Origin of the sequence: Maricaulis sp. D1M11 (genome assembly GCF_047308265.1) — a bacterium.
Taxonomy (GTDB): Bacteria; Pseudomonadota; Alphaproteobacteria; order Caulobacterales; family Maricaulaceae; genus Maricaulis.
In genome coordinates this window covers 176,037-190,617 of record NZ_JBKQWY010000005.1, presented here as the reverse complement: position 1 = coordinate 190,617, position 14,581 = coordinate 176,037, and the positions used below count along the sequence as shown (strand labels likewise).

The window sequence follows — 14,581 nt, the reverse complement described above, 5'->3', positions numbered from 1 at the left end:
TCATCCCCTTCAAGCTTGCGAGGAAGCCCGCGAGGCTTCCTGGTATTGCAGGATTTCCGCCGTCAGCCGGTCCGACAGACCCAGCCCGCCAGACTGCGCCATCGCCTTGGCGTATTCCTCATTCAAAAGTCCGCGGAAGGCCTGTTCCCCCGGCCCTCCACCAAACGGATTGTTCTCTCCGGTCCCGGCGAACATGGCGGTCACCATTTGCGAGAGCAGGAAGGCTTCGAAGTCCTCGGCTGCTGTCTGGGCCTCGGCCTCGGTGCGACCGGCACCCAGCTGCGGAGCCTGACTGGCGCGGGCTGAATCGACCGCCTGGTTCATCTGGAGGCTGAGAAGATTATCCATCACAACACCTCGATCTCGGCTTGCAGGGCGCCGGCGGCCTTGATGGCCTGCAGGATGGTGATCATGTCGCGCGGTGTGACCCCCAGCGCGTTGAGGCCATCGACCAGCTCGCGCAGTGATACGCCGCCATCGAGAACCCCCAGCTGCATATTGTCTTCTTCCACGGTGACATCAGTGCGCGGCAGAACCACTGTCTCGCCGCCATCGGCAAACGGGGCGGGCTGGCTGGCAATCGGGTTCTCGGTCACAGTGATGGTCAGGTTGCCCTGGGCAATGGCAACCGTCGACACGCGCACATGCTCGCCCATGACGATGGTGCCGGTGGCTTCATCGATAATGACGCGGGCCGGCAGATCCGGCTCTACGCGCAGCTGTTCGATCTGGGCCAGCATGTCGATCATGTCGCCGTCAAACGAGGCCGGGCGGGTGAGGATCACCGTGCCCGGATCCGGCACATGAGCGACCGAACCGCCCATATAACGGTTGATCGTATCGGCCATGCGGCGTGCGGTGGTAATATCGGGATTGCGCAAGGCCAGATCCAGCGAGAGCTGGCTGGACAGATCAAAACGACCGGCCGGGTTGCCGCCCCCGGGCGGCATTTCAACGGTGGCACCATTGGCAATGCGTCCGGTGGTGGGAACACCGCGCGTGATGGAGGCCGCGTCGCCGCCCGCCTCAAACCCGCCCACAGCAATCGAGCCCTGGGCGACGGCATAGGTCTGTCCATTGGGTGCAATCAGCGGAGTGGGCAACAGCACACCGCCCTGCAGGCTGTTGGCATCACCAATGGCGGATACCGTCACATCGATCCGCGAGCCCGGCGCAGCATAGGCCGGCAGGCTGGCCGTGATCATCACGGCGGCCACATTATTGGTGTTGAGATTGGCGTCTCGCGTATAGACGTTGAACTCTTCGAGCATTCCCGACAGCGCCTGGCGGGTGAAGGCCGCATTTCTCAGACTGTCGCCCGTGCCATCCAGGCCGGAGACCAGGCCATATCCCAGCAGATAGTTTTCCCGCACGCCTTCCACGTCCACGAGGTCCTTGATTCGCGACGAGGCGAGGGCCTGGGCCGGGAGGATGAGGGCAAAAATCAGGGCGGCAAGCAGACGCATGGCGCAGGTCTCCATAAAGATCTGCCGACACTGTTGCGAAGACCGTGCCAGTTGGGTGGATCGGGATTCACCAAGAATATCTTTGTATTACAATATGATGTGACGGCTGGTGGGGCGGGTGTGCTAGGTCATGCTCCTCCGCCGGGTAAGATGTGAGGGCAGATTTTGCCGAGCGGGCAAACAGGGTTAAGGGTCTGTTAAAGGCTCGCGCGGATTCCTTAACGCATGTCGTGGGCTGGCGATGTCACTGATGTCGCGTCCAATTGGAAGGCAGATCCAAGATGAAGATTACCGGACCCCAATCCTCCCGTTCCGTTTCCTCGGCCAAGGGCAAGGGCGCAGCCAAGACCGGCGGCGAAGGGTTTTCCGTCTCCATGCCGACCCAGAGCGGCCAGACCGTGGCGACGAGCCAGGCGTCTGCGACCTCGGCGGTCAGCTCTGTCGATGCCATCCTGGCCCTTCAGGGTGTGGATGATTTCGCCGGTGCCCGCCAACGGGCCACCCACCGGGCGTTCAGCTTGCTCGACGTGCTTGATGAGCTGAAGATTGCGCTCCTGGAGGGCGGAATTCCCAAGGCCAAGCTGGAGGCACTGATGAGCCTTTTGCAGACCCGCCGGGACGGTGTGAACGATGCCCAGCTGGAAGCGGCCCTAGATGAGGTCGAGGTTCGCGCCGCCGTGGAGCTGGCCAAGTACAGCCAGTGATGATGTGTTGGCAGTGACCGACACGATTCATTCAAACTATTCCTGTATTTGCGCAGCGTTGAAATGGCTTTACAGCGACTCGTGATTGACTCGGTCGGGATGCTCAATATGCTCCGGCTCGCTTTCGGGGAGCACGTACAAGCCACCTAGGGTGTAAGTGGAAAGCGATGAAGCAAGACGAGCGTATCGAGCTGCCGGACGGTTACAAGCCTTCTGCATCCGAGCCATTTATGAATGACCTCCAGAAGGAGTATTTCCGCCAGAAGCTGCTGGCCTGGAAAGACGAGATCCTTGTGGAGAGCAAAATCACGATCAGCAATCTGCAGCAGGATATGGGCGCCTTGCCCGATCTGGCTGACCGCGCGTCGACCGAGACCGATCGCTCTTTGGAGCTTCGGGCCCGTGATCGTCAGCGCAAGCTGATCTCCAAGATCGACAGTGCCCTGCGCCGGATCGAGGAAGACAATTACGGATATTGCGAAGAGACCGGTGAGCCTATCGGCGTCGCCCGTCTGGATGCGCGTCCGGTTGCCACGCTCAGCCTGGAGGCGCAGGAGCGCCATGAGCGCAAGGAACGCGTTCACCGCGACGACTGACTCGTTCAGGCATTGGGTATACCGGGACAAAAAATAGGCCGTCATGACAAGTCATGACGGCCTTCCAGTGTACCCGATGGTGGCGGGATTCTAGAACGGCATCAAAAGATCATAGATCTCGGTGCCAACGCGCGGACGCTGATATTCTGAAATATGGCCTCGGCCGCCGTAGGAGATGCGGGCTTCGGCGATCTGGGTGTGGCTGATCGTGTTGTCGGACGCGATGTCTTCGGGACGAGCGATACCGGTGATCAGCAGTTCGCGGATTTCATTATTGACGCGCACTTCCTGGCGACCGGCCAGAACCAGGTTTCCGTTCGGCAGAACCTGGGTGATGATCGCGGCCACGGTCATGGAAATCGTCTCATTACGATTGACCGAGCCGGCCCCGTCCAGCGAGGAGGTCGATCCCAGGCTGGTGACATTGGTCGGGTCAATCGCGTCATTGAAGAAGTCTGACATCTGCCAACCGAAGAAGGCGCTCAGATCGCTGTCTTCAGCCGTTGTGCGGGAGCGGCTGGTGGAGTTCTGCAGCTGGGCACTATCGGTGATGTCGATATTGATGGTGAGGATATCGCCGATTTCATTGGCCCGCGGATCGCCAAAAAACGTGCGCGAATTGGCGGTCCACAGGGAATTGGCCGAATTGGGCTGAACCGATTGCGGCGGATAATGCGGCATCGGCAATTGTGCCGGACCGGCACCGGCAAGCTGGGCCGGGTTTTCGATCGGTGTCATCGGCGGTGTCTGGCCCACCTGGGACAGACGGCTGGTGGCGGAGCAGGCCGACACGGCAAGGCCGGCGACGAGAAGCATGGAAATCTTGCGCAGCATGATCAGTGTCCTGTCGATTAGAAGGCTTGCGTGGTGGCGAGCGAAACCGTGGCTTCGCCGGGACCTTCGACCCAGGCTTCCACCGTGCGGTTGGATTGAAGATTAACGAACCGGCCCATTTCACCGGTCGCGGAATTGTCCAGGGCCCGGGCCCGTACAGACAGAGCAATGCCCGGTGAGGTGAAGGTCAGATTGACGATCTCGCCCCGGCTAATCATCACCGGAGCCTGCAGGTCATAGGCCCGCACCACCTCATTGGGGCGCAGGGCGCGGCGGGCCTGCCGCCCGATCATGTCCTGCGGGTCGAGAATGGCATCGGGACGCAGACGATCCCCGCGTACGGCAATCCAGTCGATATCACCGGCCTCGACGATCTCCTCCGCCGAGAACGGCCGGGCCAGCACGGGCACTTCGATCGCTTCATAGGCCCGCGCCGTAACCCGGACCGGCTGGGCGCCGCCATAGGGACGAATTTGAGCGGTGAGCATGCGGCTCATCGTGTCGTAATTCAGATTGGCCAGTTCCGGGCCGCCCATGCTGTCGGTCGGAGCGTGCAGGGTGAGCTGGGAATTGGTCAGCTGCACCATGAACCGCGTGCCGAACTGGGCCTGGAGCTCCCGGGCCAGCATGTCGGTGATGATGTCGGCGGTATAGATCCGGCTTTCGCGTTCGATGGACAGGCGCCGCAACTGGGTGGCGTTGGCCCATTCCAGACCATTGCGCGCTGCCAGTTGGCGCACATAATTCACGTCCAGTGAGGTGCGCTGACCGGGGGCGGGAGCGCGGGCGACGACGATATCGGCCTCGGGACCATAGATATCGAACAGGTCGCCGAGCCGGATTTCCGCGTCCGAAACCGTCAGGTTGGACCGCAGGATGATGGAGTCCTGGGCCTGGGCGACCGGCAGGGCCGCTGTGGTCAGGAGGGTCAGGGCGATGAGGGAGGTGCGCAGCATCGGTCTCATCCCTTAGCGAAGATTGGCCGAAGCCTGCATCATCTCATCGGCGGCCGAGATCACCCGGGCATTCATCTCATAGGCCCGCTGGGCAGAGATGAGTGCGGTGATTTCCGACACCGAATTGACGTTGGAGGACTCAAGAAAACCCTGGCGGATGACACCATAACCCGGTGATCCGGGCGTGCCCGCCGTGGCCGTGCCCGATGCGGCGCTCTCGCGGTAGAGATTATCGCCCATGGCATCGAGACCGGCTTCGTTGAAGAAGGTCACAACTTCCATCTGGCCGATGGTTTGCGGCGCTGTGGCGCCATCCACCAGAACCTGGACCTGGCCCTGCTGGTTGATGGCGATATCGCGTGCACCCTGCGGGACGGCGATGCCCGGTGCCACGGTGTAACCATCCATGGTGACGATCTGCCCGTCCGGGCTGACCGCAAAATTTCCGGCGCGTGTATAGGCATCCGAGCCGTCCGGCATCTGGATGCGGAAATAGCCGGCGCCGGAGATGGCCATGTCGAGGCGGTTGCCGGTGTTTTCCAGGGCGCCCTGATCGGTGATGCGATAGATGGAGGAGGTCTCAACCCCCAGGCCCACCTGCACCCCGGTCGGCACGATGGTGCCGGCGTCCGAGCTGTCGACACCCATCTGCTGGATGTTCTGGTAGAGCAAGTCCTGGAATTCGGCCCGCTGGCGCTTGAACCCGGTGGTGTTCATATTCGCCAGATTGTTCGAGATCACTTCGACATTGAGCTGCTGGGCCTGCATGCCGGTGGCGGCGGTGGTAAGGGAACGCATATCGTGACCTCCGATCAGACTTTGGCCAGGCGCTCAATGGCTGAACGGCTCAGCTCATTGGCGTCGTTGAGAAACTTGGTGACGGATTGATAGGTGCGCGAGACAGTCATCATGCGCGTCAGTTCCAGCACGGGCTGGACATTGGAGGCTTCGACAAAGCCCTGGCGAACCGCCGGATTGATCAGGTTTTCCGGACGGTCACCGCCATCGGTTTCCTCCAGAATGTAACGCCCGGACCCGGCCTTGCTCAGACCGCCCAGATTATTGACGTCAAACACGCCGATCCGGCCCATCTGCACGCCGTCCTGCATGACAATACCGCCATCCACGATCTGGATATCGGAAATGCCCGGATCGAGAACGATGGAAGCTCCCGTATCGCCATCCATGACCGGGCGACCATCAAAGGTCACCAGCGTGCCCTGGGTGTCGAGGTGAAACCGACCATCGCGCATATATTGCCACTGACCATCATCCATTTCGGCGGCGAACATGCCGTCGCCTTCAATGGCCATGTCGAGCGGGCGTCGGGTGAGCTGAAGCTCGCCCTGGCCGAAATCGCGACCCAGACCGCGGACATTCACATAGTGAATATCGTCCGAGTTCTCACGGGTCTCGGCGCCGTGGTGAATGTGGGATTCGTGCAAAAGCGATTCGGCCTTGAAACCGGCTGTATTCGCGTTCGCGATATTGTTGGCCACCACATCCATGGCCCTGCGAAGGGTCATCTGGCGGGTCAGGCCGATCATCATTGCGTTGTCCATCGGGCTCGTTCCGTTCTGGAAGCCTATAAAACACCGTTCTTTGGTGACGGTTGCTGACCCAAGTTGCACGCGGCGTGCCAAGGTTAACGCATTTATAAATCAATGACTTACGCTGAGGTGGGTGGATTCTGCCCGGCAGGGCCGGGGAATCATGCTGCATCTGGGCGGCAAAATTTGCCCAGTTTTTACGGATGGCTACGGAACGTTAACCGCCAGCGACGTTAATCATTTTCGACGATTCCCCTTTTGGAGCTGATTCATGTCGGACGACGCAGAAGAAATTGAAGACGGCGAAGGCGAAGGCGAAGCCAAGTCCAAGCCGTCGATCATGAAGCTGGGCCTGTTTATCGGGTTGCCGGTGTTGATCCTTCTGCTGGGCGGTGTGGGCGCTTTCATGTTCCTCAGCGGCGGTGGCGAAGAAGAGGTCGTGGCCGAGCATGTGGATGAACACGGCGAAGGCCATGATGGCGAAGGTGATCATGGTGATGGTCATGGCTCCGGCGAGGCGCACCATGAAGAACTCTATTATTACGAGATCAGCCAGGAGAGCGGCCATCCGATCATCGTGAATATTCGCGGTTCGGACGGTCGGCCTCTCTTGATGCAGCTGGAATTGTCGCTGGAGATTACCGATCCGCATCTGGTCGAGGTGCTGGATGCGCAAATGCCGGTCGTGATCGATCAGATGACCACCTTCCTGCGCGAGCTGCGTGAAGACGATCTCTACGGGTCTGCAGGCAATCACCGGCTGAAACTGGAATTGCTGCGCCGGGTGAATCTGGCGATTGCCCCCAATGAGGTGAATCAGGTCCTGATTCTCCGCTTTTTGATTTCGGACTAGGAACGACGCATGTCGGACGACGATATTGATCAGGACGAACTGGCCGCCGAATGGGAGGCCATGGCCGAGGGCGGCGATGATCTTGATCTGGCCTCTGAATGGGAGGCCATGGTTGGCGGTGAGGATGATGCTGAGGAACTGCCTAGTGTAGGCAGTGGTCCTGAGCGTATCCTCAACCAGGATGAGATTGACAGCCTGCTCGGCTTCTCGCTGACCGATGAGGATGGCGCGGACAAGTCGGGCATTCGCGCGATCATCAATTCCGCCCTGGTCTCCTATGAGCGCCTGCCCATGCTGGAGATCGTGTTCGACCGCCTTGTGCGGTTGATGACGACCTCGCTGCGCAATTTCACGTCTGACAATGTCGAGGTCAGTCTCGATAACATCTCCTCGATCCGTTTCGGCGATTATCTCAACTCCATCCCGCTGCCCGCCATCCTGGCCGTCTTCCGCGCGAAACAGCTCGACAATTACGGCCTGCTGACGGTCGATTCCAACCTGATCTACTCGATCGTGGATGTTCTACTGGGCGGTCGCCGGGGTACGTCGGCCATGCGGATCGAAGGGCGTCCCTACACCACGATTGAGCGCATGCTGGTGCAGCGCATGATCGAGGTCGTGCTGCAAGATGCCAAACAGGCCTTCCAGCCGTTGACAGAAGTTGAGTTTGATCTGGAACGCGTTGAAACCAATCCGCGTTTTGCTGCGATCGCCCGCCCGGCCAATGCCGCCATCCTTGTGAAACTGCGGATCGACATGGAAGACCGCGGGGGTCGAATCGAGCTCTTGTTGCCCTATGCGACGCTGGAGCCCATTCGGAAAATGCTCCTGCAGCAATTCATGGGGGAAAAGTTCGGCCGGGATAATATCTGGGAAGGCCACCTGGCCACCGAGCTGTGGTCGACCAAGATGGAAGTCCATGCCGTGCTCGACGAGCAGAAAATCAAGCTCGGCGATGTGGCAGACCTCAAGGTCGGTGACACGTTTTACCTCGATGCCTCACCCCATAGCGAAGTGGAATTGCGCTGCGGCAATGTCTCGCTGACGCGCGGTCGCATGGGGCGGATCGGACATAATGTTGCGCTGCGGCTGAACGGACCGCTTTCGCCCGGCGCCAAGAAAGCAATGATGAGGTTCACATGACGATGGCGGGTTTGATGTTTGAGGGGGCGGTTGCCGCTCTTCTCATCGTGGCAGCCTTTTTGTGCTGGCGGGTGGATGCCCGTTTGCGGGCGTTGAAAAACGGCCAGGATGGCGTGCGTGAAAGCGTGGTTGCGCTGAACGAGGCGACAGACCGGGCGCGGGCCAGCTTGCTGGCCCTGGAGCGGGCGACGACCCAGTCCTCGGAAATCCTGGAAAAGCGCATCACCGAGGCGCGCAGCTTGTCGGACGAGTTGTCCCTGGTGTCTGACCGGGCCAATCGCAAGGGCGAGAGCCTGAGCACGCGCCGCACGGGTCGTCGCCGGGCCTCGGAGATTTTTCCGCAGGGGTCCGGGTCGAATGTCATGAATGATCTCAAGGATATCCGTTAGAGGCTGTTATGCGTGAACCGGTTCGTTTCCTCGCTCTACTGGCGGTCCTTCTGGGCGGCCTTTTTGCGCTAAAATCCCTGTCCCTGTTCAATGACGTGCTCGATTTCATGACGGCAGAAGCCGCTGCCCAGGAAATCGAGGCGGGGACTGACAGTGATAGTGCGGCCTTGCAGGAGAGCGGCCAGGCTGAAGCGGAGCCGATCGAGAGCGCTGAGGCCGAGGCCGGGATGTCGGATCAGTGTGCGGTGGAAAATGCCAATGCGGCTTTTATCCAGCGGACCGGTGTCAGCCCCTATGAGGTGGATATCCTGACAGCGCTGAGCGATCGCCAGCAGGAGATTGAAAACCAGGCGGCCGAACTGGAAACCCGCGAAGCGCTGATCATGGCGATGGAGCAGCGGGTCGATCGTCGGATCGAGGAGCTGCGCATGCTCGAGACCGATATCAACACGCTGATCGGGGAATTGTCCGAGCGTGAAGCCGCCGAGATGACCCGTATCGTGGCCATGCTGACCAATATGGACCCGGAACAGGCAGCGCCCATTCTTATGAATATGGACCCGCAAACCCAGATCCAGGTCGCTTCGGTGATGGCGGAGCGTTTGATGGGGCCGATCTTGGCGGCGATGCCGGCAGCGCAGGCTGCGGATCTGACCATGCGTCTGGCCCAGCGCCATGACCTGCCGGATACAGCCGGCGAGCTGGAGGCGCGGCTTGGATCGAACGGCTAGATATCTTGCCGGATTGCTCGCGAGCTCGGCCCTGGTCTGTGTGTCTGCACCGGCCTGGGCGCAATCTGTCGTGTCCTGGTCGGTGGACCGCCAGGGCGCGGCGACGCGTATTCTGATTACCTATGATGAAAGCCTGGGCGATGATGGCCTGACGGCCTCGGCGGAAATGCTGTCCAATGTGGTGGTTGCGGAGTTCAGCCAGCCCATCGTGGCGGATCTGGACGGGCTTGTGGACGAGATCGGCGATATTGCTGCCATGGCCCGGGTGGATCCCGACGGACGCCGTTTGCGCATCGCCATGCGCTCGGGTGTCGAGCCGGTGATTTCCACCAGCTATAATGTGATCGCCATCGATCTTGTGCCGCCGGGCAGTCCGACTCCCGAACCGGTCATTTCACCCCGGGCCGCCCGCGAGCAGGACGCCGCCCGCCGGGCTGCGGAACAGGCGGCACGTGTCAGCGAAACCCCGGTTGTGGTGCTTGATCCCGTACCGGTGAGTTACCGCATCGGCCAGAGCGCGGAATATACCCGTATCGAGTTTCTCTGGGCGGAGCCGGTCAATTACACGCTCAGTCAGAGTGATGATGACGCCACGGTGACCTTCTCCCTGCCGGCGCAGATCGCTCTGGGCCAGCTGGCCGGATCGCCACCGCGTTTCCTCGATGCCGCCTCGGGTGAGCGTCAGGGCAATGAATACGTGCTCTCCCTCGACCTGGCGCCCGGTGTGGCGGCACGAGTATGGGGTGAGGGCAATCGGGTTGTGGTGGATCTGCCTGACCCCACCGTCACGCCCGCGACCCAGATGCTGGAGGAGCTCGCCAGCGCTTATCGCGATGCCAATACACCGGACGAACCGGAAGACGAGCCCGAACCAATTGCCTACGACCCGCTGGAGGGTCGCGATGACCCCGTGCCGGAAGACGGTGTGGTCAATGTGGCCGTCAACGAAGCCAATGGGGATGTCTTCGCCCGGTTCAACTGGTCCGCTCCTGTCGGTGCGGCGGTGTTCCGTCGGGGCGAAGCCATCTGGGCGGTTTTTGATGCCGAGGCCGAGCTGAATCTCGATGCGCTGGGCCAGACCCGGCGTGGCCAGGTGCGCTCATTCGAGACCGTTACGGGTGAGGGATTTGTCGCAGCCCGGATTGTCACGGCCCCGTCGATCCAGGCTGAAGCGCGTCTGGATGGTGATTTATGGACGCTGGTCTTTTCCGAACGGATCGAGGCACCGCCCCGGCCGCTGGGTGTGCGCCGCGATGCGCGTCGCGGTCGCAAGGGGCGTATTGTCCTCGACCTTGAAGGGGCCCAGGCGGCCCGCTGGGTGGATGATCCCGTGGTCGGTGACCGCATCGCGGTCATCACGGCGCGAGGACCGGTCCAGGGGCTGACATCACAACGCGATTTTGTGGCACTGACCCTGCTACCGTCCGCACATGGTGCGGCCGCAACCCCCTATGTCGATGATCTCCAGCTCGAACTCATCGGGCAGGGGGCTGTCCTGGAACGGCCCTCCGGTCTGACCCTCAGCCCGGGCGCAGCGGGGTCAAGCGAGGTCGCGGCGGCGTCTGTGGCCAATCTCTCCTCGGCGGCCTTCATGGATTTCGAGGCCTGGGCCGGACATCGCCGGTTCAATCGCGAATGGCCGGCGCGGCAACGTCGCACAGCCATCGAAGAAGGGCCGGACGGTCGTATGGCGCTCGCGCGTTTCCTGCTGGCGAATGATCTGGCGGCCGAAGCGCTCGGCATGTTGGAAACCGCCATCGAGATCGAGCCGGAACTGGCCAATGACAGCCATGTCCGGGCCCTGCGCGGGGTCGCCAGCTATGGCATGCACCGGCTGGAAGATGCCGAGGAATACCTGTCCGATCCCACGCTCAACATGGATCCGGCCGCGTTGATGTGGCGAGGCCTGGTCTCGGCACGCCAGGAGAAATGGGAAGAGGCTCGTCGTCAGCTGGAAGCCGGGGATGAAGCGGTTTTCCACTATACCTCGCCCTGGCGTGGCCATATCCGGGTCGCCCAGGCGCGTACGGCGCTGGAACTCAATGATCTGAGCTCTGCCTCGGCCTATTTGCGGTTGGCCGAGCAGGAGGACATGTCCGAGGAAACCGCGCTCGACGCCGAATACGTTAAGGCGCGCATGGAGCATGCGGAAGGCCAGACCGAAACGGCGATCCAGCGGCTCGACCAGATTGCGCACAGCGGGTTTGAACCCCAGGAAGCGCGGGCCCTGCTCGAAATGTACTCCATCCAGATGGAAGCCGGACTGATTAGTCGGACCGAAGCGATCGATGCGCTGGAAAACCTGCGGTTTCGCTGGCGGGGAGATTCCATCGAGCTGGAAACCGTGCGCCGGCTGGGTCAGCTCTACATCGAGGACGGGGCCTACAGCCAGGGTCTGGAAACCATGGCGACGGCCCGGGCACGCTATCCCGAGAGTGAGGCGGCGCGCCGGATTGGCGATGAAATGGCCAATGTGTTCGAACGGCTTTTCCTGCAGGGCCAGGCTGACCGCATGGCACCGATCGAAGCGGTGGCGCTGTTTTATCAATACCAGGAACTCACGCCGATCGGAGCCGATGGTGATCGCATGATCCGTCGTCTGGCCGATCGCTTGATTGCCTTCAACCTGTTGCGCCCGGCGTCGGAACTCCTCCAGCACCAGGTGGATTACCGCCTGCGTGAGCCGGTGGCCCGCGCGCGTGTGGCGACGGATCTGGCGGTGATTTATCTGATGGATCGCCGGTATGAAGACGCGCTCAATACGCTTTTGGGCTCGCGCGTGGCCGGCATGCCCGATGCGCTGCGGGCCGAACGCTATCTCCTGGAAGCCCGCGCACGGGCCGAGCTGGGATATTACGACGGGGCGCTGGAGATTATCGAGCGTGACCGCTCTGACGGGGCCAACCGCTTGCGCGCCGACATCGCCTGGGACCGTCAGGACTGGGCGGCGACCGGTCGGCGTCTGGAAGCCCTGCTCAATGATCGCTGGCGCGATGCCTCGCCGCTGACCCCGTCCGAACAGACCGATCTGATCCGTGCGGCGATTGCCTATTCCCTCAATAGTGATCTGTCAGGCGCCCAGCGTCTGGGACAGCGCTATGGCGCCGCCATGGCGCGCACCGAACAGGCCGCAGCGTTTGAAGTGCTCACCCGTGTCGATAATACACCGGGTGATGTGCGCTTCTCGGATCTGGCATCTCACATCGCCAGTATCGATACGCTTGACAGTTTCATGGAACCCTTCAGGGCCCGCTTCCAGGGCGGTGGTGAGAGCTAGGTTGAACCGGCCGGGTCGTGCCCGGCCTGCCTATCCTATCGTGCCGAAACTCTGCACCAGCGAGCCGACGATCAGGCCCCAGCCATCGACCAGGACAAAGAAGATCAGCTTGAAGGGGAGCGAGATCACGATGGGCGGCAGCATCATCATACCCATCGACATCAGGATCGAGGCGACCACCAGATCGATCACCAGGAAGGGGATAAAGATCAAAAAGCCGATCTCGAAGGCGCGGCGCAATTCGGAGATCATGAAGGCCGGGGCCACGACCCAGAACGAGGTCTCCTCCGGGGTTTCGGGAATGGCCTGACCGGACATGTCGAGAAACAGGCCCAGATCATTTTCCCGCGTCTGGCTGAGCATGAACATCTTCACCGGCTCCGATGTACGCTGAAAGCTCTCGGTCAGTTCGATCTCTTCATTGAGCAAGGGTTCGATGCCCTCATTATAGGCCTCGGTGAAGACCGGGGTCATGATGAAGGCCGTCAGGAAGAGGGCCAGGCTGATCAGCACGGCATTGGGCGGGCTTTGCTGCAGACCCAGCGCGGTGCGCAGCAGGGACAAGACAACCACGATACGCACAAAGCTTGTTGTCATCATCACCAGGCCGGGGGCGAGGGAGAGGACGGTCAGCAGGGCGATGAGCTGGAGGACACGATTGGTCAGCTCGCCCTCGGTGCCGGTATCGATCGTGACGCTTTGCGCCTCGGCCCCCGAGCTTAGCCCGAGAATGGCGAGAATGCCCAGCGCGAACAGGGCGATATAGATCCAGACACTCTTTTTCATCGGGCTTGGCCTTTCAGACGCGCAAGCAGGCTGGTTGAACCTTCGGCGGGGGAGGTTTCCGGGGCAGTCTCGGGTTCCGGAACCGGAGGCGCGTCCTGACGCGCCAGCACGGTTTCGCCACTGCGACCGAGCAGCAGGACATGTTCATGCTCGTCCTGGCGCAGGATGATCACCCGGCGCTGCGGGTCCAGCACCAGGGTTTCGGAGATCTCCAGGCGACGACGACGCGGATCGGTCATGCGCAGACCGGTCAGATTGGACAGGATCCAGCCGCGCTGGATCGCATAGGCCACAAGCCCCAGCGCCCCGAGCATGCCGGCCAGGATCAAGAGGGCTGCAAAGTATTGAAAGAGGTTCACCGCATCCATGGTCGGGCCTGTCTCATAAGCTAATACCGTCTGTCAGGTGATGCGGTTAAGACGGCGTTAACCGGCCCTAACCAAGCTTAACCAAGTTTGATTTAAGGGGATTCGCTCATGCGGCCCGATCATGTTCCGGTTCTTAATCTTCTGCGCGAGACGTTGGGCTTTCAAAACCAGCGTCAAAGCGTGATTGCGGATAATGTCGCCAACGCCAATACGCCGGGCTACACGCCCAAGGATCTCGACCAGGCGGCGTTTCATCGCGAGCTGCAGGCGCAATTGCGCTCGGGTACGGCCGCCCTGGAAACCGCGCGCGGCGAGCGACGCACCTGGCAGACCGAGGATCGCCCGGACACGGAAACGACCGTGAACGGCAATTCTGTCGTGCTGGAAGAACAGATGATCAAGGCGGCCGAGACCCGGCAGAGCTATGAGACCGCGTTGAGCCTGTACCAGAAGAGCCTGGGCATGTTGCGCATGGCAGTCCGCACGCCGGGCGGATAGGCAGGAGTAATCGATGTCTCATACCAATGACACACTCGAGATCGCAGCGGCAGGCCTGGCGGCCCAGCGCGCGCGCATGCGCATCATCTCGGAAAACATCGCCAACGCCCAGTCGGTGTCGAGCGAGCCCGGCGGGGATCCCTATCGTCGCCAGGTGCCGGTGTTTGACGCCGAGCTGGACAAGTATACCGGCCTCAACCTGGTGCAGATGAATGAGGTGCACGAGGACCAGTCCGACTTCCAGCTGCGCTATGAGCCGGGGCATCCGGCCGCGGATCTGGAAGGGTATGTGAAATATCCCAACGTCCAGACACTGGTCGAGATGATGGATATGCGCGAGGCCATGCGGACCTATGAGGCGAATCTGAACATGATCGACAATACGCGCCGGATGATGGAGCGCACGCTCGATCTTCTGCGCCGCTAGTCG

The 14,581-nt window shown here is 61.3% G+C and carries 17 protein-coding genes; 9 read left to right on the top strand and 8 right to left on the bottom strand.

Features of this window, described 5'->3' with window-relative positions:
* Nucleotides 1-9: 9 nt before the first annotated feature.
* Together RMQ97_RS10040 and RMQ97_RS10035 are read right to left on the bottom strand one after the other, a co-directional pair.
* The gene (locus RMQ97_RS10040; RefSeq protein WP_413660742.1) at nucleotides 10-348 is read right to left on the bottom strand and encodes a rod-binding protein; all 339 of its coding nucleotides are present in this window, start codon (nucleotides 346-348) and stop codon (nucleotides 10-12) included.
* Nucleotides 348-1,466: a flagellar basal body P-ring protein FlgI gene (locus tag RMQ97_RS10035; protein WP_413660741.1), complete on the bottom strand. Its 1,119-nt coding sequence runs from the start codon at nucleotides 1,464-1,466 to the stop codon at nucleotides 348-350. Before RMQ97_RS10035 ends, RMQ97_RS10040 begins: the two co-directional genes overlap by 1 nt.
* A gap of 281 nt (nucleotides 1,467-1,747) precedes the next feature.
* On the opposite strand from RMQ97_RS10035, the gene RMQ97_RS10030 reads away from it, so the two are divergent.
* Nucleotides 1,748-2,170: a flagellar assembly protein FliX gene (locus RMQ97_RS10030; protein ID WP_413660740.1), complete on the top strand. Its 423-nt coding sequence runs from the start codon at nucleotides 1,748-1,750 to the stop codon at nucleotides 2,168-2,170.
* Nucleotides 2,171-2,337: 167 nt separating this feature from the next.
* Nucleotides 2,338-2,766 (top strand): RNA polymerase-binding protein DksA, encoded by a 429-nt coding sequence (gene dksA / locus RMQ97_RS10025; protein WP_413660739.1) that lies wholly within the window; start codon nucleotides 2,338-2,340, stop codon nucleotides 2,764-2,766.
* A 90-nt stretch (nucleotides 2,767-2,856) separates the two neighbouring features.
* Here the strand turns inward: dksA and flgH are convergent, their stop codons facing one another.
* From flgH to RMQ97_RS10005, 4 genes are read right to left on the bottom strand one after another with little or no spacing between them, the layout of a single operon-like run.
* The gene (flgH, locus tag RMQ97_RS10020; protein WP_413660738.1) at nucleotides 2,857-3,600 is read right to left on the bottom strand and encodes a flagellar basal body L-ring protein FlgH; all 744 of its coding nucleotides are present in this window, start codon (nucleotides 3,598-3,600) and stop codon (nucleotides 2,857-2,859) included.
* 17 nt (nucleotides 3,601-3,617) lie between these two features.
* The gene (flgA, locus tag RMQ97_RS10015) at nucleotides 3,618-4,556 is read right to left on the bottom strand and encodes a flagellar basal body P-ring formation chaperone FlgA (protein ID WP_413660737.1); all 939 of its coding nucleotides are present in this window, start codon (nucleotides 4,554-4,556) and stop codon (nucleotides 3,618-3,620) included.
* A gap of 12 nt (nucleotides 4,557-4,568) precedes the next feature.
* Nucleotides 4,569-5,354: a flagellar basal-body rod protein FlgG gene (gene flgG, locus RMQ97_RS10010; RefSeq protein ID WP_413660736.1), complete on the bottom strand. Its 786-nt coding sequence runs from the start codon at nucleotides 5,352-5,354 to the stop codon at nucleotides 4,569-4,571.
* A 14-nt stretch (nucleotides 5,355-5,368) separates the two neighbouring features.
* A complete protein-coding gene (locus tag RMQ97_RS10005) occupies nucleotides 5,369-6,118 on the bottom strand; it encodes a flagellar hook-basal body complex protein (protein ID WP_413660735.1) in 750 nt (249 codons plus the stop codon).
* Nucleotides 6,119-6,377: 259 nt separating this feature from the next.
* Between RMQ97_RS10005 and fliL the strand changes: the two genes are divergently transcribed.
* The 5 genes from fliL to RMQ97_RS09980 are packed head-to-tail and all read left to right on the top strand — an operon-like array spanning nucleotide 6,378 to nucleotide 12,499.
* Nucleotides 6,378-6,959 (top strand): flagellar basal body-associated protein FliL, encoded by a 582-nt coding sequence (gene fliL, locus RMQ97_RS10000; RefSeq protein WP_413660734.1) that lies wholly within the window; start codon nucleotides 6,378-6,380, stop codon nucleotides 6,957-6,959.
* 9 nt (nucleotides 6,960-6,968) lie between these two features.
* Nucleotides 6,969-8,102, top strand: coding sequence for a flagellar motor switch protein FliM (gene fliM, locus RMQ97_RS09995; RefSeq protein ID WP_413660733.1), 1,134 nt, complete (start codon nucleotides 6,969-6,971; stop codon nucleotides 8,100-8,102).
* Nucleotides 8,099-8,491 carry a DUF6468 domain-containing protein gene (locus RMQ97_RS09990; protein ID WP_413660732.1) on the top strand — a complete coding sequence of 131 codons (393 nt, stop codon included), beginning with the start codon at nucleotides 8,099-8,101 and terminating at the stop codon, nucleotides 8,489-8,491. The genes fliM and RMQ97_RS09990 overlap by 4 nt, the downstream gene beginning before the upstream one ends.
* An 8-nt stretch (nucleotides 8,492-8,499) precedes the next feature.
* Nucleotides 8,500-9,222, top strand: coding sequence for a MotE family protein (locus tag RMQ97_RS09985; protein ID WP_413660731.1), 723 nt, complete (start codon nucleotides 8,500-8,502; stop codon nucleotides 9,220-9,222).
* Complete coding sequence (locus tag RMQ97_RS09980) at nucleotides 9,206-12,499, top strand: tetratricopeptide repeat protein (RefSeq protein WP_413660730.1); 3,294 nt, start codon at nucleotides 9,206-9,208, stop codon at nucleotides 12,497-12,499. Before RMQ97_RS09985 ends, RMQ97_RS09980 begins: the two co-directional genes overlap by 17 nt.
* Nucleotides 12,500-12,529: 30 nt before the next feature.
* Here the strand turns inward: RMQ97_RS09980 and fliP are convergent, their stop codons facing one another.
* Nucleotides 12,530-13,285: a flagellar type III secretion system pore protein FliP gene (gene fliP, locus RMQ97_RS09975; protein WP_413660729.1), complete on the bottom strand. Its 756-nt coding sequence runs from the start codon at nucleotides 13,283-13,285 to the stop codon at nucleotides 12,530-12,532.
* Nucleotides 13,282-13,653, bottom strand: a complete 372-nt coding sequence (locus RMQ97_RS09970; RefSeq protein ID WP_413660728.1) for a flagellar biosynthetic protein FliO — start codon at nucleotides 13,651-13,653, stop codon at nucleotides 13,282-13,284. The genes fliP and RMQ97_RS09970 overlap by 4 nt, the downstream gene beginning before the upstream one ends.
* A 108-nt stretch (nucleotides 13,654-13,761) precedes the next feature.
* On the opposite strand from RMQ97_RS09970, the gene RMQ97_RS09965 reads away from it, so the two are divergent.
* Together RMQ97_RS09965 and flgC are read left to right on the top strand one after the other, a co-directional pair.
* On the top strand, nucleotides 13,762-14,151 hold the full coding sequence (locus tag RMQ97_RS09965; RefSeq protein WP_413660727.1) for a flagellar basal body protein: 390 nt from the start codon (nucleotides 13,762-13,764) through the stop codon (nucleotides 14,149-14,151).
* Nucleotides 14,152-14,164: 13 nt separating this feature from the next.
* The gene (flgC, locus tag RMQ97_RS09960) at nucleotides 14,165-14,578 is read left to right on the top strand and encodes a flagellar basal body rod protein FlgC (RefSeq protein WP_413660726.1); all 414 of its coding nucleotides are present in this window, start codon (nucleotides 14,165-14,167) and stop codon (nucleotides 14,576-14,578) included.
* Nucleotides 14,579-14,581 lie beyond the last annotated feature (3 nt).